This window comes from Hymenobacter nivis, from assembly GCF_006439025.1.
In the GTDB taxonomy this organism is placed as follows: Bacteria; Bacteroidota; Bacteroidia; order Cytophagales; family Hymenobacteraceae; genus Hymenobacter; species Hymenobacter nivis_A.
Map to the genome: position 1 here is coordinate 144,516 of NZ_RCYZ01000001.1, position 21,905 is coordinate 166,420.

Annotated in this window: 17 protein-coding genes; 10 read left to right on the forward strand and 7 right to left on the reverse strand. The window is 66.2% G+C overall.

Going from position 1 to position 21,905, the window contains the following annotated elements; all coding sequences use genetic code 11:
• Positions 1 to 37 precede the first annotated feature (37 nt).
• Genes EAH73_RS00535 through EAH73_RS00550 form a run of 4 tightly spaced genes read right to left on the reverse strand, consistent with a single transcriptional unit; the run spans position 38 to position 3,159 of the window.
• A complete protein-coding gene (locus EAH73_RS00535) occupies positions 38 to 1,315 on the reverse strand; it encodes a DUF3570 domain-containing protein (RefSeq protein WP_140464358.1) in 1,278 nt (425 codons plus the stop codon).
• Between the two features lie 41 nt (positions 1,316 to 1,356).
• On the reverse strand, positions 1,357 to 1,596 hold the full coding sequence (locus EAH73_RS00540; protein ID WP_140464359.1) for a DUF4266 domain-containing protein: 240 nt from the start codon (positions 1,594 to 1,596) through the stop codon (positions 1,357 to 1,359).
• Between the two features lie 16 nt (positions 1,597 to 1,612).
• Positions 1,613 to 2,695, reverse strand: a complete 1,083-nt coding sequence (locus EAH73_RS00545) for an FAD:protein FMN transferase (RefSeq protein WP_140464360.1) — start codon at positions 2,693 to 2,695, stop codon at positions 1,613 to 1,615.
• Positions 2,696 to 2,700: 5 nt separating this feature from the next.
• Positions 2,701 to 3,159 (reverse strand): thioredoxin family protein, encoded by a 459-nt coding sequence (locus EAH73_RS00550; protein WP_140464361.1) that lies wholly within the window; start codon positions 3,157 to 3,159, stop codon positions 2,701 to 2,703.
• 382 nt (positions 3,160 to 3,541) lie between these two features.
• Between EAH73_RS00550 and EAH73_RS00555 the strand changes: the two genes are divergently transcribed.
• From EAH73_RS00555 to EAH73_RS00580, 6 genes are all read left to right on the forward strand, one after another.
• Positions 3,542 to 4,864, forward strand: a complete 1,323-nt coding sequence (locus tag EAH73_RS00555) for an MFS transporter (RefSeq protein ID WP_140464362.1) — start codon at positions 3,542 to 3,544, stop codon at positions 4,862 to 4,864.
• Between the two features lie 255 nt (positions 4,865 to 5,119).
• Positions 5,120 to 5,710 carry an HD domain-containing protein gene (locus EAH73_RS00560; RefSeq protein ID WP_140464363.1) on the forward strand — a complete coding sequence of 197 codons (591 nt, stop codon included), beginning with the start codon at positions 5,120 to 5,122 and terminating at the stop codon, positions 5,708 to 5,710.
• Positions 5,711 to 5,758: 48 nt separating this feature from the next.
• Entirely contained in the window at positions 5,759 to 9,052 is a 3,294-nt protein-coding gene (locus tag EAH73_RS00565) for a SusC/RagA family TonB-linked outer membrane protein (RefSeq protein ID WP_140464364.1), read from the forward strand.
• 20 nt (positions 9,053 to 9,072) lie between these two features.
• Complete coding sequence (locus EAH73_RS00570) at positions 9,073 to 10,656, forward strand: SusD/RagB family nutrient-binding outer membrane lipoprotein (protein ID WP_140464365.1); 1,584 nt, start codon at positions 9,073 to 9,075, stop codon at positions 10,654 to 10,656.
• A 154-nt stretch (positions 10,657 to 10,810) separates the two neighbouring features.
• Positions 10,811 to 12,037 carry a sulfatase-like hydrolase/transferase gene (locus tag EAH73_RS00575; RefSeq protein WP_140464366.1) on the forward strand — a complete coding sequence of 409 codons (1,227 nt, stop codon included), beginning with the start codon at positions 10,811 to 10,813 and terminating at the stop codon, positions 12,035 to 12,037.
• Positions 12,038 to 12,103: 66 nt separating this feature from the next.
• Positions 12,104 to 13,369, forward strand: a complete 1,266-nt coding sequence (locus tag EAH73_RS00580; protein WP_140464367.1) for an alkaline phosphatase family protein — start codon at positions 12,104 to 12,106, stop codon at positions 13,367 to 13,369.
• A 185-nt stretch (positions 13,370 to 13,554) separates the two neighbouring features.
• Here EAH73_RS00580 and EAH73_RS00585 read toward each other — a convergent pair whose 3' ends face one another.
• The gene (locus EAH73_RS00585; RefSeq protein WP_140464368.1) at positions 13,555 to 14,292 is read right to left on the reverse strand and encodes an HAD family hydrolase; all 738 of its coding nucleotides are present in this window, start codon (positions 14,290 to 14,292) and stop codon (positions 13,555 to 13,557) included.
• 111 nt (positions 14,293 to 14,403) lie between these two features.
• Between EAH73_RS00585 and EAH73_RS00590 the strand changes: the two genes are divergently transcribed.
• The 4 genes from EAH73_RS00590 to EAH73_RS00605 all read left to right on the forward strand — a co-directional run bounded on the left by EAH73_RS00590 (position 14,404) and on the right by EAH73_RS00605 (position 19,297).
• A complete protein-coding gene (locus tag EAH73_RS00590; RefSeq protein WP_140464369.1) occupies positions 14,404 to 14,979 on the forward strand; it encodes a helix-turn-helix domain-containing protein in 576 nt (191 codons plus the stop codon).
• A 121-nt stretch (positions 14,980 to 15,100) separates the two neighbouring features.
• On the forward strand, positions 15,101 to 16,255 hold the full coding sequence (locus EAH73_RS00595) for a TIGR03364 family FAD-dependent oxidoreductase (protein ID WP_140464370.1): 1,155 nt from the start codon (positions 15,101 to 15,103) through the stop codon (positions 16,253 to 16,255).
• A gap of 76 nt (positions 16,256 to 16,331) precedes the next feature.
• A complete protein-coding gene (locus EAH73_RS00600) occupies positions 16,332 to 17,684 on the forward strand; it encodes a sigma-54-dependent transcriptional regulator (RefSeq protein WP_140464371.1) in 1,353 nt (450 codons plus the stop codon).
• 143 nt (positions 17,685 to 17,827) lie between these two features.
• Entirely contained in the window at positions 17,828 to 19,297 is a 1,470-nt protein-coding gene (locus tag EAH73_RS00605; protein ID WP_140464372.1) for a sensor histidine kinase, read from the forward strand.
• 117 nt (positions 19,298 to 19,414) lie between these two features.
• Here the strand turns inward: EAH73_RS00605 and EAH73_RS00610 are convergent, their stop codons facing one another.
• On the reverse strand, positions 19,415 to 20,764 hold the full coding sequence (locus tag EAH73_RS00610) for a DUF4270 family protein (RefSeq protein WP_140464373.1): 1,350 nt from the start codon (positions 20,762 to 20,764) through the stop codon (positions 19,415 to 19,417).
• Positions 20,748 to 21,782 carry a Kelch repeat-containing protein gene (locus EAH73_RS00615; RefSeq protein WP_140464374.1) on the reverse strand — a complete coding sequence of 345 codons (1,035 nt, stop codon included), beginning with the start codon at positions 21,780 to 21,782 and terminating at the stop codon, positions 20,748 to 20,750. Before EAH73_RS00615 ends, EAH73_RS00610 begins: the two co-directional genes overlap by 17 nt.
• Positions 21,783 to 21,905: the final 123 nt, after the last annotated feature.

Genomic DNA, 21,905 nt, shown 5'->3' on the forward strand with positions numbered 1-21,905 from the left:
CTGCGAAGCATGACCGTTTTGCGTTTCCAACCCTTGCTTACGGCATCACGAAGCCTAGGTCCACGCTCACCACGTTGGCCGTGAGGCCGGTGGTTTGCCAGTAGTGGCCGTAGCGCAAGTCCAGGGATTTGAACTTGGCCACCCGGTTCCCAAACGGTACTTTGAAGCGGCTGAGGCCGTAGAGCGGGGCGTAGCGGAAGCCCAGGCCAAGCTTTTGGGCCGAGAAGGCCGCCAGGTCGTAGTCGGAGGTGTAGAACTCGTCGGCGATGGAGTGGGCCAGGTAGGGCGCGAAGTAGTCGGCCGCCGTTTGGGTGTGGTAGCGGTAGAACGGGTAGAGCGTGAAAAAGGGCGTCACTTTCACCGGCGTTTCCAGCTCAAAGGTGTGCGCCCGGATGCCGAAGTTGTCGTTATAAAAGCGGTAGAACCCGCGCAGCTGCACCAGGTCGGTGGCGTAGTACGTCAGGCGCAGGCCCACGGGGTACTTGTAGCGCAGGCGTGGCAGCACCTCGGCCTTGGCGGTGCCCAGGGCCCCGGGGGCCCCCAGCGCGGGGTTGCTGTTGAAGAAGTACACCCGCTGAAACGGCGTGCTCAGCAGCCCGCGCTGGGCCACGGGCTCGGCGCTGACGGCCACCTGCAAGCGCTTGCTCAGTACCTGCGCGTACACCAGCGACAGGTTGAAGCTCTGGCGGTTATCCGAGCCGTACTTTTTATCGCCGGGGCCCCCGGGGCGCAGCTCGGCGGGCAAAATGAGCGTCACGCGGTCGAGGTACACCTGCCCGGTGGCGCTGAACTGGCGGTTGCCGTCGCGCGAGGTGCGGGCGTAGGAGCCCACGAGGTTGAAGGACAGGTAATCGTATTCTTTCGACACGCCGGCCCCCACGCCCACGGTCGTCAGCTTGTCGGCCAGCAGCCGGGCCAGGCCAAAATCGGCGTGCAGGCGCACGTCCTGGGCCGAGGGCGACGACAGCACCTGATCGATGCGGTCGGTCGAGGCCGAGGCGTAGTAATCGAAGCCCACGTTGGCCGAGAGGCGCGTTACCGAGTCGAGCGGAACGTTGAGTACGATGGTGGGCGACGCGTCGGTGAGGTGCTGGGTGCCGATGCCGCCCTCCACGGCGCTGTGGTCGCCGTTTTGCTGGTAGTAGCTGCCGAGGATGTCCACCTCGGTTTCGCCCACCGACACGGGCCCCCTGCTGAGCGGCGCGGCCGTGGCCGGCACCCCCGAGCCGTCGAGGCGGTTGGGCGTGGGCGTGCCCTGGGCCCAGGCCGCGGCGGGCGCTGCCAGCAGCAACCCCACTGCGAGTAAAAATTTCATAGATAATCGGTTAGCCAAGTGTTGAAAATGCGGCCGGGGCCCTAATTGCAGCCGCAGCCGCCGCCTACTTTGCCGCCGTTGGCCCCGCCGCCGCCCTCGCGGTAGCTCTCGAAGTTGACCTCCGGGGTTTCCACTTTCTTGGTGGCCAGCTTCATGTCCTCGTCGTTAAGGTAGGCCTTCTGGTAGGCGGCCACCGACACGCAGGCGGGCAGGGCCCCGGCGCCGGCCAGTAGCAGACCCAAGGCAGTAATACGCAGAATAACAGGGTATTTAGTCGTCATAAAAGGTGCTTTAGCGCTAAGGTTTGGCCGCGGCGGGGGCCGCACTGTGGTAGGAGTTGAGCTGCATTCCGCGCGATACTAGCGTCTGGCCGTCGTCGGTGATGAGCGTGCAATCGACGCCCTTGAGGCGGTTGACCAGGGCCAGGCCGGCCTGGGGCCCCAGCACAAACACGGCGTCGTCGAGGGCGTCGGCCAGCTCCACGTCGGGGCAGATAATGGTGACCGAGCGCAGGCCCGTGGCCGGGTAGCCGGTGTGCGGGTTGATGATGTGGCCGTAGTACGTGCCGTTTACCGTGAAGTACTGCTCGTAGTTGCCGGCCGTGACCACCGCCATGTCGCTCACCGTCAGCCAAGAAGAAACCGTGCGCGGCCGGGCCGGGTCACCGATGGCAATGCGCCAGCCGCTGCCGTCGGCCTGCTTGCCCCAGCAGTACACGTCGCCCGAGCCGTTGATGAGGCCCCCAGCAATGCCCATCTGCTTCATCAGGGCCTGGGCCCGGCGCACGCCGTAGCCTTGCAGCACGCCGGCCAGGTTGAGGCGCATCCCCTTCTCGGGCAAGTACACGGCGTGCGTGGCCGGGTCCATCCGCACCTTTTCCCAGCCGATGCGCGCCACCGAGCGGCGCACCGTGGCCGAGTCGGGCAGGGCCGGGTGGGCCTGGCGGTCGAAGGTGTAAATCTTGTCGCCGCTGGCAAACGTAGCATCGAAGGCCCCGCCGGTGAGGGCCGATATTTTCAGCGTCCGGGCGATGAGGTCGTACACCTCTTGATCCACCACCACCGGCCGCACACCAGCCATCCGATTGATTTTCACCACTTGCGAGGTCGAATCCCAATACGAAAAGAGGTGGTCGATGCGCTGGGTTTCGCGCATGCCGGCGCGCAGGGCGCGCCAGGCCAATGAGTCGTCGGCCGACACGGCGGTGAACGTGAAGTGCGAGCCCATCAGGTGGCCGCTGCGGGTGTAGGCGCGCGGTGCGCGGGCCGCGGCCACGGTGGCCCCCCCCTGGGCCCGGGCGGGCGGTGCGCCCACGGGGCCCCAGGCCAGCGCCACCAGCGCCACCCACCCGGCCAGGTTACGTAGCAAAAAAGTGCGCACGGGGCCTAGCGGGCGGTGAGCAACTGCGACAAATAGGCGTCGTAGGCAGCGGGGCCGCCAGGGCGGTAGCCGCTCTTGGCCAGCACCTTGCCCTCGGGCGAAAGCACCACCACCAGCGGAAACGTGCCCTCTTTGTTCAGCTGCGCGGCGGCTTGCTCGCTCTGCTTGGTTTGGGCGGGCGGCAGCTGGTTTTTGCGGTTGCGCGGGAAGTCGAAGCGGGCCAGCACGAACTTGTCCTGGGCGTATTGGGCAAACTCGGGCTGGTCGAACACCTCCTGCTTGAGCATGATGCACGGCTTGCACCAGTCGGAGCCCGAAAACACGGCCAGCACCGGCCGCTGGCTGGCCTTGGCCTGCGCCAGGGCGGCGGCGAGGTCGGTGTTCCAGGCCGGGGCGGGCAGCGTTTGGGCGCGGGCCCCGGCAGCCGTCAGCAGCGCAAACAGGAAGAAAATGGGGAAGCGCATAGCGGAGCAGCGGTAAAAAACGGGATTTGCCCAATGAACGCAAGCGCAGCACGCCGCGGTGCCCGAAGCTGGTGGGTGATCTACTTTTTAAGCAAATTTTAAGCCGCTTACCAGACCACTTGGGGCCCTGGGGGCGGGCTCAAATTCGCTGAATCAGTTCCATCCAGCTAGCCAGCGCTAAAGCAGCAAGAGGCGCTCCCACTCCCGCGGCATTTGTCTCAGGTCTGGGCTGAGACCTCGGCATGGCTGCGCGCTAAGAACAGAGTCAAACCCTTTCCTCCTGGTTAACAAATGCAGACAATTTGTTAACACTTTCGCAACGCGCCGGGGCCCCCAAAAAACCAACTTTGTATTTGAAAAATGCCTCGATCCCTTGCGCGAATTGTCTACTGCCCCACCCGTCTTCTCCGCGCCGCGTTCCGGATTGCAGCGCTGGCAGCTGCGCACGGGCCTGAGCCTGTTCGTGGGTTACAGCGCTTACTATGTGTGCCGCTCCAACCTGGCCATCGCCGCGCCGCTGCTCATCCGCGAGTTTGGGCCCCAGGGCCTGAATAAGGAGGTATTGGGCCAGGTGGCCTCGGTGGGCGTGCTGTTTTATGCCGCGGGTAAGGTGCTCAACGGCGTGCTGGGCGACTTCCTGGGGGGCAAAAAGATTTTCCTGCTGGGCATGGTGGGGGCCGTGGCGGCCACCGTGGCCTTCGGGCTGGGGCAGGGCGTGGCGGTGTTTTTTGCGGCTTGGGCCGCCAACCGGCTGGTGCAGTCCATGGGCTGGGCCGGCCTGGTAAAAACCACGGCCAACTGGTTCTCCTACCAGTCCTACGGCCGCGTAATGGGCCTGCTCAGCCTGAGCTACCTGTTTGGCGACGTGGCGGCCAAGCTGGTGCTGGGGCAGCTGCTGGTGCTGGGCCTGGGCTGGCGGGGCCTGTTCCTGGCGGCGGCGGGCGTGCTGGCGGTGGTGGCCCTGGGCTGCTCCTTCAGCCTGAAAAGCAGCCCCGAAGACGTGGGCCTGGCCGCCCCGCCCGCCAACCCGGACAACATATTCGCCACCGACGCCAGCCCCGCGGCCGACCGGCCGGCGTCGCTGGGCAGCTTGCTGGGGCCCTACTTCCGCAGCCCCGCCTTCCTGCTGATGCTGCTCATGTCGTTCGGCCTCACGGCGTTGCGCGAGGCGTTCAGCTTTTGGGTGCCCACCTACCTGGTGGAGGCCGCGCACCTGTCCGAGGGCGCGGCTTCGCAGTGGAGCGCACTGTACTCGGTGTGCGGCATGGCCTCCATCCTGGGCGCCGGCTACCTCTCCGACGCCTGGCTGCGGGGGCAGCGCGGGGTGCTCATCCTGGGGGCCTGCGTGGGCCTGGTGCCCGTGCTGGCCCTGATGACGCAGCCGGCCAGCGGCCCTGCCCTGCCGCTGGTGCTCACCGCGTTGGTGGGCCTGCTGCTGCTAGGGCCCTACTCGTTTTTGTCGGGGGCCATGGCCCTCGATGCCGGCGGGCGGCAGGGCGCGGCCACCGCGGCGGGCCTACTCGACGCCGTGGGTTACGCGGGCGGCACCGGGGCCCTGTGGCTCACCGGGGCCCTGGCCGAGCGGCGGGGCTGGGAGGCGGCCTGGGTGGCGCTGGCCGCATTGGCGGCGGCCACGGCGGTGGCGGCGCTGGTGTTCTACCGCACCCAGGAGCGGCGGCCGGCCCTCGTGCCCACGGTGGCGTAGCGCGGTCCCGGCTGTTTACTCATATGAAAGGTTAGGTCATCATTAGTTAACGATTTGATGACCATCCGGCGACCTACCGCCAACGGGCAAACTGGACCTTTGCAATAATATATTGGATTCGGGCCGCCAGCGCGGCTTGCCCCGCGCCAGCCCAGGCACCACGCCCAGCACGGGGCCCCCGAAATAAGCACGCAGACCAGCCGGCCCGAGGTCGCCGGCTCCTTCCCAGGCTCGCTCATCCCCAACCCCGGCCGCATGACGCCTTCTCCTACCCCAACCACCCCCCAGGCCACCGTGGAGGCTCTTTTTGCGCTGTACGAAGCCCACGGCCACGACGATTACATCGGCGAGCCGGTGTCGCAGCTCGAGCACATGTGGCAGGCCGCGGCGCTGGCCGCGGCCGAGGGCCACGAGGACGAGGTGGTGCTGGCCGCCTTCTTCCACGACCTGGGCCACCTGTGCGCCCCCGACGAAGGCGCCGGCTCGATGGACGGCTTCGGGGCCGTGGACCACGAGCGGCTGGGGGCCGACTACCTGCGGGCCCGGGGCTTCTCCAAGCGCCTGGCCGCGCTGGTTGAGAGCCACGTGCTGGCCAAGCGCTACCTCACCCACAAGCACCCCGACTACCTGCGCCGCCTCTCGCCCGCCAGCCGGGCCACGCTGGCCTTCCAAGGGGGCCCAATGAGCGCTGCCGAGGCCGCCACCTTCGAGCAAAACCCCGACGCTGCCCTCATCCTGCGCCTGCGGGAGTGGGACGACCGGGCCAAGGAAGAACACCAACCCGTTGGCTCCCTCGACCACCTCAAGCGCATGGCCCTGCGGCACTTGCTGCGCCAGCCCCGGTAGCCCGGCGCGGGCCTTTTTCTGACTTTCTCTATCCCCTACCCCTTTCGTATGCGAAGCTTTTACAGAATGTTTCAGGTGCTGCTGCTGGTCTCTGGGCTGGGGCTAGCGCCGCAACTGCTGCGGGCGCAGGGCCCCGGCACCCCCGTGAGCGGCGTGGTGAGCGACGACCACAAGCAGCCCCTGCCCGGCGTGAGCGTCGTCATCAAGGGCACCAACAAGGGCACGACGACCGACAGCGACGGGCGCTTTGTGCTCAACGCCAGCCCCGGCGACGTGCTGGCCATCAGCTCGCTGGGCACCGTGGGGCAGGAGCTGCCGGTGGGCAGCCAAAAGACCTTCGCCGTGGCGCTGGCCACCGACAACAAGGCCCTTGACGAGGTGGTGGTGACCGCCCTGGGCGTGAAAAAGGACGCTCGTAAAATCGGGTACGCCGTGCAGGAACTCAACGGCGAGGACGTGACGCGGGCCCGCGACCCCAACCCGATTTCGGGCCTCACGGGCAAAATCGCCGGCCTGTCGGTGGGGCCCTCGGCCGAGCTGCTGCGGGCGCCCAACGTGCTGCTGCGCGGCAACAACGTGTCGCTGTACGTGGTGGATGGCTTCCCCATCGACACCGATACCTGGAACATCAGCCCCGACGACATTGAGACGTACACCGTGCTGAAGGGCCCCGCCGCCGCCGCCCTCTACGGCAACCGCGCCTCGAACGGCGCCATCCTAATTACCACCAAGAAGGGCAACAAGAACAAGAAAGGCTTCACGGTGGAGCTCAACAGCAGCAACGTGATTCAGAGCGGCTTCCTGGCCTTTCCGCGCTTGCAAGACTCGTACGGGGCCGGCGAAAACACCTTCTACACCTTCGTGGACGGCAAGGGCGGGGCCCCCGGCGGCGTCGATGGCGACTACGACGTGTGGGGCCCCTACTTCGCGGGCCAGCTCATTCCGCAGTACGACTCGCCCATTGTGAACGGGGTGCGCCAGGGCACGCCCTACGTAGCGCGCGGCGCCAACAACCTCCAGAACTTCCTGCGCACGGGCTTCCAAACCAACAACAACGTGGCCCTGAGCGCCAACGGCGACAACTACACCACGCGCTTCTCGGTGTCGCAGCAGAAGCAGAACAGCTACATCCCCAACAACGGGCTGAACATCATCAACTTCAACCTCTACGGCTCCTTCAACCCCAGCCCGCGCTTCAAGATTGAGGCCAACGTGAACTTCAACCGGCAGTTCACCGACAACTTTCCCGACGTGGACTACGGCCCCAACAGCCTGATTTACAGCTCTGCGGTGTGGACCGGGGCCGACTGGGACGTGAACGCGCCCGACATCCGGGGCATTTGGCAGCCGGGCCAGGTGGGCATCCAGTCGGTGTTTGCCGAGTACCAGCGCTACCACAACCCCTGGCTGATGGTGGAGAAGTGGACCCGCGGCCACTACAAGAACGACACCTACGCCTACCTCACCGGCAACTACAAAATCGACAACCACTTGAACGCCACCCTGCGCACCCAAATCAGCACCTACAACCTGCTGCGCACCGAGAAGATGCCGTTCTCAGCCCACCCCTACGGCCGCGAGGGCAACTTGGGCGACTACCGCGAAGACCGCCGCAACCTGTTCGACAACAACGCCGAGGGCTTCCTGAACTTCAACTACGACCTCGGGGCCAGCAAGTTCTTTAATGTGAGCGGCTTGGTGGGCGGCAACGTCCGCAACATGACCTACAACTCGAACTGGACCTCGACCGACTACCTGAACGTGCCCGAGGTGTACGCCTTCAGCAACTCGCTGAACCCGGTGCAGTCCACGAGCTTCAACTCGCAGATGCGGGTGCTGAGCGCCTACTACTCGCTCGACGTTTCGCTGGGCAAGTTTGCCACCCTCTCCACCACGGGCCGCGTCGATCGGTCGTCGGCCTTCCAAACGCCCACCACTTACTACTACCCCAGCCTGTCGGTGGCTTCGGTGCTGACTGACTACCTCCCGATTCCGGCCGCCATTTCCTTCCTGAAAGTGCGGGGCTCCTACGCCAACATCCGCACCGACGCCACTTCGCCCACCATCGGGCCGGCGCCGTTCAACTCCATCACGGCCCTAGGCGGCAGCACCGGCAACTCGCTCTTCACCAACCCGCTGGGCTACGGCAACACGTATACTTCGCCCTACAACGGGCCCGACTACTCGCTGCAATCGAACTTCTCGACCAGCAAGCCCTACAACAATCAGTCGGCCGGCTACGGCACCAACAACCTGTTTGCGCCCGGCCTGAAAACGAGCACCCGCGTGAACTACGAGGAAGGCCTCGACGTCAAATTCCTGCAAAACCGCTTGGGCGTGAGCGCCACCGCCTTCCAGTACATCGACGGGCCCCAGATTTTGCCCAACCCGCTCTCGTCGGCCACCGGCTACACCACCGAGTACATCAACGCCCTGAAAACCAAGAAAACGGGCTACGAGCTGAGCCTGACCGGCACGCCGGTGCAAAACGCCAACGGCTTCGGCTGGGACGTGCTCGTGAACTGGAGCACCTACAAGCAAGTGTACAGCGAGCTGCCCGCCGGCCAGAGCGCCTACCAAACCTTCTTCAAGGCCGGCGACCGCACCGACAAGTTCTACGGCACGGCCTTCGTGCGGACGCCCGACGGGCAGGTGATCAACGACGCGGCCGGCAAGCCCCTCACCAACCCCGTGGCGCAGTACCTGGGCAACCTGAACAGCGACTACAACTGGAGCATCTACAACAAGTTCCACTACAAGTCGCTGAGCCTGGGCGTGCAGTTTGACGGGCAAGTGGGCGGCGTGACCACCGACTACATGTTCAACAAAACCATGCGCGGCGGCCGCAACGCCCTCACCGCCGAGGGGGCCCTGGGCGACGCCCGCTACCAGGACTGGCAGAACTACGGCAAGGCCGGCTACGCGGGCTCCTACGTGGGCGAGGGCGTGCAGATTGCCAACGGCGCCAGCATCAACTACGACTCGCAGACGGGCGCCATCCTCAACGCCGAGGGCTTGCAGTACGCGGCCAACACCACCAAGGCCTTCGTGCAGGACTACGTGAGCAAGTACTACAACGTGCAGGAATCCAACCTGATGAGCAAAACCTTCGGCAAGCTGCGCGAAGTCACCGTGAGCTACGACCTGCCCCGGGCCCTGCTCGGCAACGGCTTCATCCAGAAGGTGTCGGTATCGGTGATTGGCCGCAACCTGCTGTATTTCTACGGCGACAAGCGCTTCAAGGACGTGGACCTGGACCAGTACAACGGCGCCATCTCGGTCACGGGCCTGCAGTCGCCCACGGTGCGCAGCTACGGCCTCAACCTGAACGCTACTTTCTAACTGCTACCGCCTCTACCAAGATGAAAAATATCTTCAAAACCGGCGGGCTGCTCGTGGGCCTGGCCCTGGCCACCACGGGCTGCAACAAGACGCTGGACGAACTGACCCTCAACGAGAACAAGCCCAACAGCGTGCCGGCCTCGCTGCTCTTCAACGGCGTCCTCAACGACGCCTACGAGGCCCCCAACGGCAGCTACGAAACCTGGGACCAGTACTACCTCAACAACTACGACTACTACGGCAACAACCGCTATGACTTCGGCAGCGGCACCAGCTACTACACCACCCTCAAAAACGTGGGCCTGATGGAGCAGCAGGCGCTGGCCGCCGGCTCGCCCGCCGTGAACCCCTACGCGGCCATCGGCAATTTCTTCCGGGCCTACCTGTTCACCCGCATGAGCCTGCAAATGGGCGACTTGCCGCAGTCGCAGGCCCTGCAGGGGCTGGAGGCCCTCACGCCGGTGTACGACCCCCAGAAAGCCATTTTTGTGCAGTCGTTTAAGTGGCTGGAGAGCGCCAACGCCGACCTGACGACGCTCATCGCCAGCGGCTCGGCGGGCTTGGCCAACGACATTTACTTCAACGGCAACCTGAAGCAGTGGCAGAAGGTGGTGAACACGCTGCGCGTGCGCCTGCTGCTGGAACTGAGCAAGAAGAACGGCGACGCCGACCTCAACATTGCCGGGCAGTTTGCGGCCATCGTGGGCAACCCCACCAAGTACCCGCTCATGGCCAGCGCCGCCGACAACATGCAGTACACCTACGTGGCGGCCACCAACAACTTCTACCCCAACAACAACCGCAACTTCGGCCAGGACGGCTCGCGCAAGAACATGTCGGCCACCTACGTGGGCCTGCTCACCCAACTGCAGGACCCGCGCGTGTACGCCACCTGCGAGCCGGCCCGCGACCTAGTGGACAACAAGAAGCAAAACCCCACCAGCTTCGCGTCGTTCGTGGGCGCCGACGCTGGCCTCGACTTGGGCGTGATGTACGTGAACGCCGGCCTGCAGCAGTACTCGCTCCTGAACCGCAAGCGCTACTTCTCCACCCTCACCGGCGAGCCGACCATCCAAATTGGCTACCCCGAGCTGTGCTTCAACATCGCCGAGGGCATCAACCGCGGCTGGCTAAGCAGCGGCAGCGCCGAGACCTACTACACGGCGGGCATCCAGGCCTCAATGGCCTTCTACGGCCTGCCCGCCAGCGGCACCTACACTGCCTCGTTCTACCGCCCCGGCTCGACGGACGTGACCGCCGCGGCGAACTACGACACATACAATATTCCCGTCAGCTTCGCCGCGTACTATGCCCAGCCCAGCGTGAAGTACACCGCTGGGGCCCCCGGCCTGACCCAGATTTTGCAGCAGAAGTACTTGGCCCTATTCCGCCACTCGGGCCTGGAGGCCTACTACAACTACCGCCGCACCGGCGTGCCCACCTTCACCACGGGCCCCGGCACCGGCAACGGCGGCCGCATCGCCCAGCGCTTCCAGTACCCCACCTCCGAGCGCACCGCCAACACCGCCAACTACCAAGCCGCGCTGGCCAGCCAATACGGCGGCAACGACGATATTAACGGCGTGACGTACGTGCTGAAATAACCCGTAGCGCAGACTGTAGCGCGGACTTTGTAGTCCGCGTCGCTCGCTTCGTCCTACCGACAATCGGGCAGCGACTGGGCAGCGACGCAGGCTCGTAGAGTCCGCGCTATAGCGCACTACGGCCGGCTTATCCTTTTCCATTGCCCTTATAGCTATGTTCCCCACCCGCCCCATTCTGCTCACCGCCCTGGCCGCCGGCCTTGCCCTGGGGGCCCGCGCCCAATCGCCCAAGCTGCGCACCGAAAACGTCATCCTCGTCACCCTCGACGGCATGCGCTGGCAGGAGGTGTTCGGCGGGGCCGACACGGCGCTGTTCCGCCAAACCAAGCACTACTACGCCGACCGCGGGGCCCTGCAAAAGGACTTCGGCCAGGCCGCGCCCGAGCAGCGCCGCGCCGCGCTCATGCCCTTTTTGTGGGGCACCGTGGCCAAGCAGGGCCAGCTCTACGGCAACCGCCCCGCCGGCAGCCTGGTGAACGTGACCAACACCATGCGCTTCTCGTACCCCGGCTACAACGAAATCCTGACCGGGGCCCCCGACGACGCCCGCGTCCACAGCAACGACCCGCTCGACAACCCCAACCAGTCGGTGCTGGAAGTGCTGAACCAGCAGCCCGCGTTCAAGGGCAAGGTGGCGGCCTTCGGCTCGTGGGAAGCCTTTCCGTACATCTTGAACGAGAAGCGCAGCGGCCTGCCCGTTAACGCCGGCCAGCGCCTGGCCACCGGTGCCAACCTCACGCCCGGCGAGCAGCTGCTCAATCAGTTGGAGGTGGCTTCGCCCAGCCCGTTTGGCGAGGAGCGGCTCGACGCCTTCACCTACGGCTACGCCCTGGAATACCTGAAAAAGAACAAGCCCCGCGTGCTCTTCGTGAGCTTCGGCGACACCGACGACTGGGCCCACGGCGGCGAGTACGGCGCGTACCTGCACGCCGCCCAATACACCGACGGCCTCATCCGCCAGCTGTGGGAAGCCTTGCAAGCCGACCCGCAGTACCGCGGCAAAACCACGCTGCTCCTCACCACCGACCACGGCCGGGGCGCCACCGGCAAGGGCTGGGAAACCCACGGCAAAGACGTAGCCGGCGCCGACCAAATTTGGATGGCTGCCCTGGGCCCCGACACGCCCGCCCTGGGCATGGCCACCACCGGCCAGCTCTACCAAAACCAGGTGGCCGCCACCCTGGCCCAGCTGCTGGGCCAGCCCTACGCCCCCACGCCCGCCACCGGCAAGCCCATCGAGGCCGTGCTGGGCCGCAAGGCGCCGGGCAAAAAGCTGGGCCTTCGCCCCGGGGCCCCATTGCCGGCCGCGCCCCGCGCATTGCCCACCGGCCACACCGCCGCCCCCAGCTGGCGCAGCGAGGAAGGCGCCACCGGCGAGTAATTCCCGCCCCGGGGGCCCCGGTGGGCCCCACTACGTCCTGCTTTTTTGCTCTTTTTTTCGCGCCGCATGAAAAACTTTTGCCTGTTGCTGCTCGGCCTGCTGGGGCCCCACGGGGCCCCGGCGCAAGCACCCGTCCGCAAGGTGGTGTTCGTCATCGCCGACGGCATTCCGGCCGACGTGCTGGAGGGCGCACCGGCCCCGAACATCAAAAAACTGATTGCGGGCGGCACCTACCTGCGGGCCCACGTGGGCGGCGAGGTGGGCACCTACACCCAGACGCCCACCATCTCGGCGCCCGGCTACAACGACCTGCTCACCGGCACCTGGGGCTACAAGCACAACGTGTGGGACAACGCCATCAAGGCCCCCAACTACCACTACCCCACCGTCTTCCGCCTGGTGAAGGAGGCGCAGCCGGCCCGCAAAATCGCCATCTTCTCGACTTGGCTCGACAACCGCACCAAGCTCGTGGGCGAGGGCCTGCCCGCCGCCGGCAACCTGCGCTTCGACTATAAAGCCGATGGTTATGAATTAGACACGGTGGCGTTTCCGCACGACAAGGCCAGCCGCTACACCCACGCCATCGACGACCGGGTGGTGGCCGACGCCGCCCAGTGCCTGCGCGCCCAGGGCCCCGACCTCTCGTGGGTGTACCTAGAGCACACCGACGACATGGGCCACCGCCACGGCGACAGCGACGAGTTGCGCGCCGCCGTGGGCTACCTCGACGCGGAAATCGGCCAGCTCCAGGCCGCCCTCGCCTACCGCCGCCAGCACTTCCGCGAAGATTGGCTGCTGGTGCTCACCACCGACCACGGCCGCGACGCCGCCACCGGCCGCAACCACGGCGGGCAGTCCGTGCGCGAGCGCACCACCTGGCTGGCCCTCAGCGCAAAAGACGTGAATTCCTACGCCCGCCAGCAGCCGGTGGCCATCGTGGATATTCTGCCCACCATCGCCCGGTTCATGCAGGTGCCGCTGCCGGTGGCCGCCCAGCGCGAGCTCGACGGTGTGCCGCTGCTGGGGCCCGTGTCGGTGGCCGCGCCGCGGGTGCAGGCCGCGCCCGGCGACAGCCTGCGCATCAGCTGGACGGCCCTGGGGGCCCCGGCGGAACCCCTGAAGGTGTGGGCCACGGCCACCAACCGCGCCAAAACGGGCGGCGCCGACGACTACGTGCTGCTCGGCACCGTGCCGCTGGGCCGGCAGCGCCTGGCCGTCGGCCGCGCCGCCTACCCGGCCGCCTTCTACAAAATCGTGCTCGAAGGGGCCCACAACACCGCCAATGCCTGGTTGATGCCACCCGGCCCGCCCGCCCCCGGCGGCACCGATTAAGGAGCTATCCACACAGGATTTTATCAATCTGAACGGTGGTTTGTTGTCCTAAACAGGGGTTTGTCATGCCCATCTGGCATCCCGAAGGAAGCATCTTATCAGGTTAGAGCAGGTCGTTTAGCAGTGCTAAGATGCTTCCTTCGGGACGCCAGATGGGCATGACAAATCTTATTCAAACAGGGCCCCTAAGCCGGCACCAACTCGGCCAGCAGGTGCTGGTGCAGCTCGGCGAGCGAGGCAAATAGGCCATCGTTAGGGCAGGCGGCCAGCTGCGCGTGGGTGTGGGTGCCGTTGACGACGCCCAGGCTGCGGGCGCACCCGGCGCGCCGGCCCGATTCGAGGTCCGACGGTGTATCGCCCACGTTGTACACGCGTTGCGGGTCGGTGATGCCGAATGCCTGCATGGCTTTTTGGATCATGAGCGGCGCGGGGCGGCCCTCGGCCACCTCGTCGCTGGCGATGGACAAGCCAATGAGCGAGTGGGCGTTGCCGCGGTGCTGGGCGTCCAGGCCCGCGTCCCAGCCCAGGCGGTGCAAAATCAGGTCCGTCACGGTGCGGTAGAAGCCCGTGGTGAGGGCGATGCGGACGCCCTGGCCCTTGAGAAACGCCAGCAGCTCCAAGCAGCCCGCCGTGGGCACTACCTCGGCCGTGCGGTAGTGGTCCTCCAAAATGCGGCGGAACGCCCCGTACGATTTGTCGACCAGGGCCCCCAGCTCGGCTGCGGGGGCCCCGGGGCCCAACTGCTCGCGCCACAAGGTTTCGAACACGAAGCGCTTGGCCTGGCCCTGCGCGGCCAAGATGCGGGCGGCGGTGGCCCGCAAGCCGGTGGCGGCGGCGGCCTGCGCGAAGCAGGCTTCCACCTCGTGCTGGTCGCGGACGGTGGTGCCGGCCATGTCGAATACTACGAGCTGCAAAGGAGCCATCGGGAGGGGATTTACTGTTTACTAATATGCAACAAATATACGGCCCTGAGCCGGCCCCGTGCTTCGCCATCGTCACGTTTGGGTTACGTTTGCCGTTTCTAGTTATTCCGCATGAAGCACGATAAGCTGAGTTTGATTGGCGTCCGCATCTTGGAGCTGCGCAAGGCCAAAAAGCTGAGCCTGCGCGAGCTGGCCAAGCGCAGCGGCCTGTCGGCGGGCCTGCTCTCCAAGATTGAGAACTTCCGCACCGTGCCCTCGCTGTCCGTACTGGTCGAAATCGCCACTTCGCTGGAAGTGGACGTGTCGGTGCTGGTGAAAAACATCACCGGCGAGGCCGCCGCCCCCTACCTGCTGGTGCGCGCCCACGAAGGCCGCCCCGAGCCGCGCGACGATTCCAAGGGCCTGCTCTACAATTTTCTGCTCTCGCAGGACTTACTCAACTACAGCCTGCGCGTCAACGAGGTCATCATCAGCCCCCACACCTACCGCAAGCCCCTCTCCACCAACGCCCTGGAGCTGGTGTACGGGCTGGAAGGCACGGTGCGCTACGGCTTCAAGGACGAAGAAGTGGCCGTGGGGCCCGGCGACACGCTCTACTTCGACGGCATCGTGGCCCACTCCGTTCGCAACGACACCGAGCTGCCCGCTCGGCTGCTGAAGGTGTACCTGCTGCGCCATACCGACTAGGTTTTTTGGGGGAAGCCTAGAACGGGGGCCCCAGATATAACGCATTCTTAACCGCTGCAATAGTTTCCTATTAGTTAACAATTGGTACGTTTGCGTCGGCAACACCATTAACCGGCGCAGCATGGAAAATTCGTATGATTTGATCGTCGTGGGCGCGGGGGCCCTAGGCGCCTTCCACACCTACTTCGCGCTGGAGCGCGGCCTGAAGGTGCTGCTGTTGGAGAAAGACGCCCGCCCGATGGAGGCCACCGTGCGCAATTTCGGGCAGATCATCACCTCGGGCATGGCCGAGGGCGCGTGGTTCGACTACGCCCGCGCGAGCCTCGCCACGTACCAGAAAATTCAGGCCGAGTACGACATTTCCATCCGCCAAAACGGCTCACTCTACCTGGCCTCGACGCCACTCGAAATGCAGGTGCTGGAGGAAAAGCACGCGCGCTACCAGGCCATCGGCTATGCCTCGCGGGTGCTCACGGCGGCGCAGTGCCGGCAGCGGCTGCCCGCCGTGCAGGCCAGCTACTGCGTGGGCGGCCTGCTGTTTGAGCAGGAAGTGACCGCCGAGCCCGACCAAATGATCCACCGCCTGCTGGCCTACCTCGGGGCCCGCTACCGGCTCGACTACCGCCCCGCCACCCCCGTGCGCGAGGTGACGGCCGGCGACGCGGGCGCCACCGTCATCGACGCGCGCGGCCAGCGCTACACGGCCGCCCAGGTGCTGGTGTGCAGCGGCCGCGACGTGCAGCTGCTGTTCCCCGACGTGTTCGCGCAGAGCGACTTGGAGCTGGTGAAGCTGCAGATGCTGGCCACCTACCCCCTGCCGCAGGTGCGGCTGCCGGGCTCGGTGCTCACGGGCTTGAGCCTGCGGCGCTACGCGGCGTTCAAGGCGTGCCCGTCGTTTGCCCAGCTCCAGGCCGAGGCCATGGACCCCGACCTACGCGCGTGGGGCATCCACATCTTGTTCAAGCAGGCCGTGGACGGCTCCATCATCATCGGCGACACCCACGAGTACGCCGACCTGCCCCAGGCCGCCGACCTGGACTTCAACAACGCCGATTCCCTCAACCAGCTCATGCTGGCCGCGGCCCGCCGCATCGTGGACCTGCCCGACTGGCGCATCCAGCGCGCCTGGAACGGCTACTACACCCAGAGCAAGTCGGCCGAGGTGTTCCAGCACTCACCCGACCCGCGCATTCACCTCGTCACGGGCATCGGGGGCAAGGGCATGACGAGCGCCGGCGGCTTTGCCCAGCACCACGTGGCGCAGCTGCTGGGCTAGGGCCCCGGCGGGCGGGGCCCCGGATTGGGCGATTGCGCGTTCTTTGCGGCGCTGACGTTCACTTTTTGCCCCGCCCATGCCCACCGGTACGCTGCTAATTATCGACGACGAGGCCCGCCTGCGGCAGCTCCTGGCGCGGGTGCTCGAACTGGAAGGCTACGCCGTGCTCCAGGCCCCCGACGCGGCCCGCGGCTTTGAGCTGCTGCGTGACCACGCGGCCGAGGTGCTCGTCATCCTCTCCGACGTGAAGCTGCCCGACGCCCACGGCGTAGACCTGCTGCCCCGCTTCCGGGCCGCCGCGCCCGACGCCGAAGTGGTGCTGCTCACCGCCTTCGGCACCATCGCCGACGGCGTGCGGGCCATGAAGCAGGGCGCGTTCGACTACCTCACGAAGGGCGATTTCGAGCAGCAACTCGTGGTGGTAGTGGAGCGCGCGGCCGACAAGGCGCGCCTGCGCCAGCGCCTGGCCGCCCTGGAACGCCGCGTGGGCCAGCGCGCCAATTTTGACGCTATGATTGGCACCTCGCCCGCCCTGCGCCGGGCCCAGGACTTGGCCCGCCAAGTGGCGCCCACCGACAGCACCGTGCTGCTGGAGGGCCCCACCGGCGCGGGCAAGGAGCTGTTTGCCCAGGCGCTGCACGAGGCCAGCGGGCGCCGGCAGAAGGCGTTTGTGGCCGTCAACTGCAGCGCCTTCCCGCGCGACTTGCTGGAGTCGGAGCTGTTTGGCTACAAAAAAGGCGCCTTCACGGGGGCCCTGGGCGACAAGAAGGGCCTGCTGGAAGAAGCCAACGGCGGCACGCTGTTCCTGGACGAAATTGGCGAGCTGGAGCTGAACGTGCAAGCCAAGTTCCTGCGGGTGTTGGAGTTGCAGCAGTTCACCAAGCTCGGCGACACCAAGCCCACGCAGGTGAACGTGCGGTTGGTGGCCGCCACCAACCGCAACCTCAAGCAGGAAGCGGCCGACGGCAACTTCCGGCTCGACTTGTACTACCGGCTCTCGGTGTTCACCATCGTGGTGCCGCCGCTCAGCGCCCGCACGGCCGACGTGCCGTTGCTGGCCGAGTACTTTTTGCAGCACTTCGCCGCCCGCCTCGCCAAGCGCCTGCCCGGCTTCGAGCCCGACGCCCTGCGCCTGCTGCAAGCCTACGCCTGGCCCGGCAACGTGCGCGAACTGAAGAACGTGTTGGAGCGCGCCGCCATTCTGGCCCCCGCCGGCCAGCCCCTGGCGCCCGACTACTTGCCCGACGAGTTCCACGCCCGCGCCGGGGCCCCACCAGCCGGCGGCGACAGCCTGCGCGCCCTCGAAGCCCAGCATATCGGCCGCCTCATGCGCGAGCGCGCCGGCGACAAGCCCGACGTGGCCAAGCGCCTGGGCATCGGCCTGACGACCTTGTACCGCAAATTGCAGGAATATGGCCTGGAGCAGTAGCGCGCTGTAGCGCGGACTTTGTAGTCCGCGGCTCTTGCTTCGTCCTGCCGATAATCAGGCAGCGACCGGGAAGCGTCGCGGACTAAAAAGGCCGCGCTACAGCGCCAGCAACCTTACCAAACCTGCCCAAGCCACTGCTACCCATGACCCTGAAACTCAAAATCCGCCTCGGCGTGGGGCTGCTGCTGCTGCTGTTATTGGGGTTGGGCGGCTACACGCTAGCCACCATCGCCTTTTTGGAGAAAGGAGCCCACGGCATCGAGCAGGCCGATTTTGACGCGGCGCGGCGGGCGGTGGTGGCCTTCGTAATGGCGGGCACGGCGCTGGGCGTGCTGCTGGTGGTGCGCCTGCCGCGGGCCGTGGTGGGGCCCCTGCACCGCCTGCGCGCCGACATGGAACAGGTGGCGGGCCCCGGGCCGGCCACCCGAGTGGCGGTGCGCAAAAACGACGAAATCGGCAACGTGGCGGCGGCCGTGAACCTGGTGCTGGGCCAAGCCCAGGACGAGCGCCGCGCCACGCTGGCCGAGCTGCTGGTACAGCGCAACCGCATGGACAGCCTCGTGATGAGCCTCGACGAGGGCCTGCTGCTGCTCGACCAACGCGGCGACCTGGTGCTGGCCAACCCCGCGGCCTGCAACCTGCTAGGCGAAACCGCCGCCACCCTGCTCGGCCGCCCCGCCGCCGAAGTGGCCCGCACCAACCCGCTGCTGGCTGAGTTGCTGGCCGCCGTGGCTACCCCCCACCCCTCCGGCGCCGTGGTGCAGGGCCCCGTTTTCACCATTGCCCACAAAACGCCCGAACCCCACTATCGCCTCACCATCGGCCACGTGGAGGCGCCGGGGGCCGACGGCAGCCCGCCCACGCCGGCCGGCCACGTGCTGTGCCTACGCAACGTGTCGGACTTCAAGAAGCTCGACCAGCTGAAATCTAACTTCCTGGCCACCATTTCGCACGAGTTGAAAACGCCGCTGGCCAGCATCAACCTGAGCCTGTTCCTGCTGCAAGACGAGCGCACCGACCCGGAAGAACGCCAGCGTATCGCGGCCGGCATCCGCGACGAGACACAGCGCCTGCTGGGCATGGTGGGCCAGCTCATCGACGTGTCGCGGCTCGACGCCGGGGCCGGCATCCAGCTCAACGTGCGGGCCCTGGCCCTGGCCGACGTGGTGGCCTACGCCACGGGCATCGTGCGGCCCCAGCTGGAAGACAAGCAGTTGCAGCTGGAGCTGCGCCTGCCCCCCGACCTGCCCGCCGTGCGCGGCGACGCTGAGAAAACCTCCTGGGTGCTCATCAACTTGCTGGCTAACGCCATCCGCTACTCGCCCGCCGGGGCCCCGCTCGTCGTCAAGGCCATTCCGTGGGGCGAGATGGTGCAGCTGAGCGTGCGCGACCAGGGCCCCGGCATTGCGCGCGAGCACCACAAGCGCATCTTCCAGCGGTTTGCGGGCGGGCCGGGGGCCCCGGGCGAGGGCCCCGGCCCCGGCAGCTCGGGCCTGGGCCTGAGCATTTCGCGCGAGTTCATCGCCGCGCAGGGCGGGCAGCTGTGGGTGGAGAGCCAGCCGCCGGCCGGCAGTTGCTTTTTGTTCACGCTGCCCGTAGCAGCAGCGCAGTAGCGCGTTGGTCCTGTACCGCTAGGCTGTGCTTGGCGGTACAGGACCAACGCGAAAAAAGCCGCCGGCCCGCAGCAAATTGCTGCGAGCCGGCGGCTTTTTAGGGGCCCCGCGGGTGGGTTATTCCACGATGCGGGTGTAGTAAATCTTGAATTGCAGGGGCGCGGCGGTGTTTACCTGGTTGCCCAGCGCGGCTCCTTCAAAAATCAAGGGGTTCACGTCGGGGCTCAGCAGCAGGCCATTGTTTTCGATGGTGCCGGCCAGCACGCCCTGAACGTAGCTGAACATATTGAGGGTGTAGGCCGCCTGCGGCAGGTTGGTCTGGGCCGAAGTGGCCACGGTGGCCATGACCGTATTCGGGGGTTGAACGCCGGGGTTGCTCTCATACGGGGCCCGGAGTTGATTGGAGCTGTTGGTGAGGGCCGTGCCCAAGGTGGGCAGGCGCGACGCGGCGTTGTTTTGGGCCGCGCCGGGCACGGCCAGTTGTAACGAGGCTGAGTTTAACACCAGGCTGCTGCCAAACTGGTTCAGCGACCGTAGGTACGGAAACTCCACCCTGGTGTACACGCCCAGCGTGCCCTGCACGAAGCTGCGGTTGCCCGTAGCGGTGCTGCTCAGTGATTGGCGGAAGGCAGTGAGGCCTGCCAGCGCGGTACCCGCCCGGTTGGTTTCGAGGTGGTAGAAGTGCGGCGTGGCGCTGCCCCCACCCGTGAAGGTGTAGGTGAGCACCGTGGCCGGGTCGTTGGCAACGTGGTGGTACAGGCGCAACACGACGGCCGCCCCGAAGCGCAGAATGGCCCCGTTGTCGTTAGCCCCCGGCGTCAAGGCCAGCCCGTTCAGGTAGCGCCCCAGCTGCTCTTGCGCATCGAGCTGGTTGGTTTGGCCAGCGTTCCAGAGGGTTCGGCCCAGCACGTCGCTCAGGCGGATGTGCAGCGACTTAACCTTGCCGTTCGTCCGGTACTGGCGCTGGCCGAGCACGGTGCTGCTGTAGGGCACATCGTCCTTGGTGTAGTAGGGCTTGCCGTCGGTGCGCAGCGCGTTGGGCAGCTGGTGCACCTCCATGCGCTGCACCTTCGTGCTGTCGCCGTAGCGGTAGGCGTCCGAGGCGACGTCCAGCGCCAGCGAGTCGTACACCTGCGTCTGGTCGGGCACGAGCGGATTATCCAGCGTGAAGCTGACGTAGCCCCGGCCCGTCACGGTGCCAAACACCGGATCGACGTAGCGCCCCACGGCCAGGCCGGAGTTGTTCGACGAGATGATGGAATCGATGAGCACCGTGCTGGTGCGCACCGTCACGGTATCGGTGAAGAAGGCCAGGCGGTTCACCGCCGCGGGAGCGGGCAGCGAATCGTTGATGCCTTCGCCCTTTTTGCAGCCCGCCAGCAGCACCAGGGCCAGCAGCAGGCCCAGCAAGCCGGCCCCGGTGCGGGGCCGGCTCGTGGAATGGTGTGCTTTATTGAGGAACTGCATCCGGAGCAAACTGGTACAGATCGTCGAGGCGGGTGGTGCCCGTCAGGCCCAGGCCCACGTAGCCCGTGCTGCCGATAGAGAAGCCAATGCCATTGGCGCGGCCCACGCCGCCGCCGCCGCCGCTGGTGGTCGCGTTAAAGGCCGTTTTCACCGTCCAAGTGTCATCGGTGGGGTTATAGGCCCAGCAGTCGCCCTGAATGGCGCCCTTGGTGCCCGTGGCAATGTAGCCCATCGAGCCCACTGCGAAGCTCGCAGCGTTGGCGCGGGGCAGCAGGCTGTAGTCGTAGTCCAGGGCATCGGCCGAGGTGGCCGAGTGCGCCAGGAGCTGGCGGTGCGCGGTCCAGGTGCTCGTGCCGGGGTCGTAGGAGTACACGTCGGCGGGGTAAGCGGCGTTGGCCGTGCCCAGCATCACGTAGCCCTTGTCGTTGAGGGTGAAGGACGAGGCACCCTGGCGCTTGGCACCGGGGTAGCTGCTGATGGACGACCAGGTGTTGGTGCCGGCGTTGTACTGGTAGAAGTCGTTCTGGGCGCTACCGGTGTAGCCGGTGCCCACGTAGCCCACGTTTTTGGCGGTGAAGGCCACGGCGCCGTAGCGGGCCGAGGGGAAGTCGGCAATGCGGCTCCAGGTGTTGCTGGCGGGGTTGTAGCGCCAGAAGTCGCTCAGGTAGCTGGTGCCGGTGTAGCCCGTGCCCACGTAGCCGTAGTTAGCGTCGGAGAAAGCCACGGCCAGGTAGCGGCCGCGGCCAGGGAAGCTGGCCACTTTGGCCCAGCTGTTGTTCGAAGCCGTGTAAGCGTAAAAGTCTTTGAAAGCACCTACCGTGTCCACGCCGTTCATGCCCAGGCCGGTGTAGGCCACGTTGCCAATGGTGAAGCTAACCGCTCCGCTGCGTGCCAGGCCGGGCAAATACGCGCTGCGGGTCCAAACGCCGGTAACGGCGGCAGTGGAATCACTTTTTTTGCAGGAACCGAGGCTTAACGTCGCCAGCGCGAGCAAAACAACTGAAAAAAAATTCTTCATGAAAAGAAAAATGGAGTAAGCAAAATGGATGTCGTATGCCGCAAAGATACCTGAAACCTGTCCGATGGTTGCTTGCCCGCGCAACTACTTTTAAGCTTTAGGGGCCCGGCAGGGCCTCACCAA

Bases quoted from the DNA above. Each gene is read 5' to 3' on its own strand.
- EAH73_RS00570 (WP_140464365.1), top strand. From the start codon at position 9,073: ATGAAAAATATCTTCAAAACCGGCGGGCTGCTCGTGGGCCTGGCCCTG.
- EAH73_RS00585 (WP_140464368.1), bottom strand. From the start codon at position 14,292: ATGGCTCCTTTGCAGCTCGTAGTATTCGACATGGCCGGCACCACCGTC.
- EAH73_RS00565 (WP_140464364.1), top strand. From the start codon at position 5,759: ATGCGAAGCTTTTACAGAATGTTTCAGGTGCTGCTGCTGGTCTCTGGG.
- EAH73_RS00560 (WP_140464363.1), top strand. From the start codon at position 5,120: ATGACGCCTTCTCCTACCCCAACCACCCCCCAGGCCACCGTGGAGGCT.
- EAH73_RS00540 (WP_140464359.1), bottom strand. From the start codon at position 1,596: ATGACGACTAAATACCCTGTTATTCTGCGTATTACTGCCTTGGGTCTG.
- EAH73_RS00550 (WP_140464361.1), bottom strand. From the start codon at position 3,159: ATGCGCTTCCCCATTTTCTTCCTGTTTGCGCTGCTGACGGCTGCCGGG.
- EAH73_RS00610 (WP_140464373.1), bottom strand. From the start codon at position 20,764: ATGCAGTTCCTCAATAAAGCACACCATTCCACGAGCCGGCCCCGCACC.
- EAH73_RS00595 (WP_140464370.1), top strand. From the start codon at position 15,101: ATGGAAAATTCGTATGATTTGATCGTCGTGGGCGCGGGGGCCCTAGGC.
- EAH73_RS00605 (WP_140464372.1), top strand. From the start codon at position 17,828: ATGACCCTGAAACTCAAAATCCGCCTCGGCGTGGGGCTGCTGCTGCTG.
- EAH73_RS00535 (WP_140464358.1), bottom strand. From the start codon at position 1,315: ATGAAATTTTTACTCGCAGTGGGGTTGCTGCTGGCAGCGCCCGCCGCG.
- EAH73_RS00600 (WP_140464371.1), top strand. From the start codon at position 16,332: ATGCCCACCGGTACGCTGCTAATTATCGACGACGAGGCCCGCCTGCGG.
- EAH73_RS00580 (WP_140464367.1), top strand. From the start codon at position 12,104: ATGAAAAACTTTTGCCTGTTGCTGCTCGGCCTGCTGGGGCCCCACGGG.
- EAH73_RS00590 (WP_140464369.1), top strand. From the start codon at position 14,404: ATGAAGCACGATAAGCTGAGTTTGATTGGCGTCCGCATCTTGGAGCTG.
- EAH73_RS00615 (WP_140464374.1), bottom strand. From the start codon at position 21,782: ATGAAGAATTTTTTTTCAGTTGTTTTGCTCGCGCTGGCGACGTTAAGC.
- EAH73_RS00575 (WP_140464366.1), top strand. From the start codon at position 10,811: ATGTTCCCCACCCGCCCCATTCTGCTCACCGCCCTGGCCGCCGGCCTT.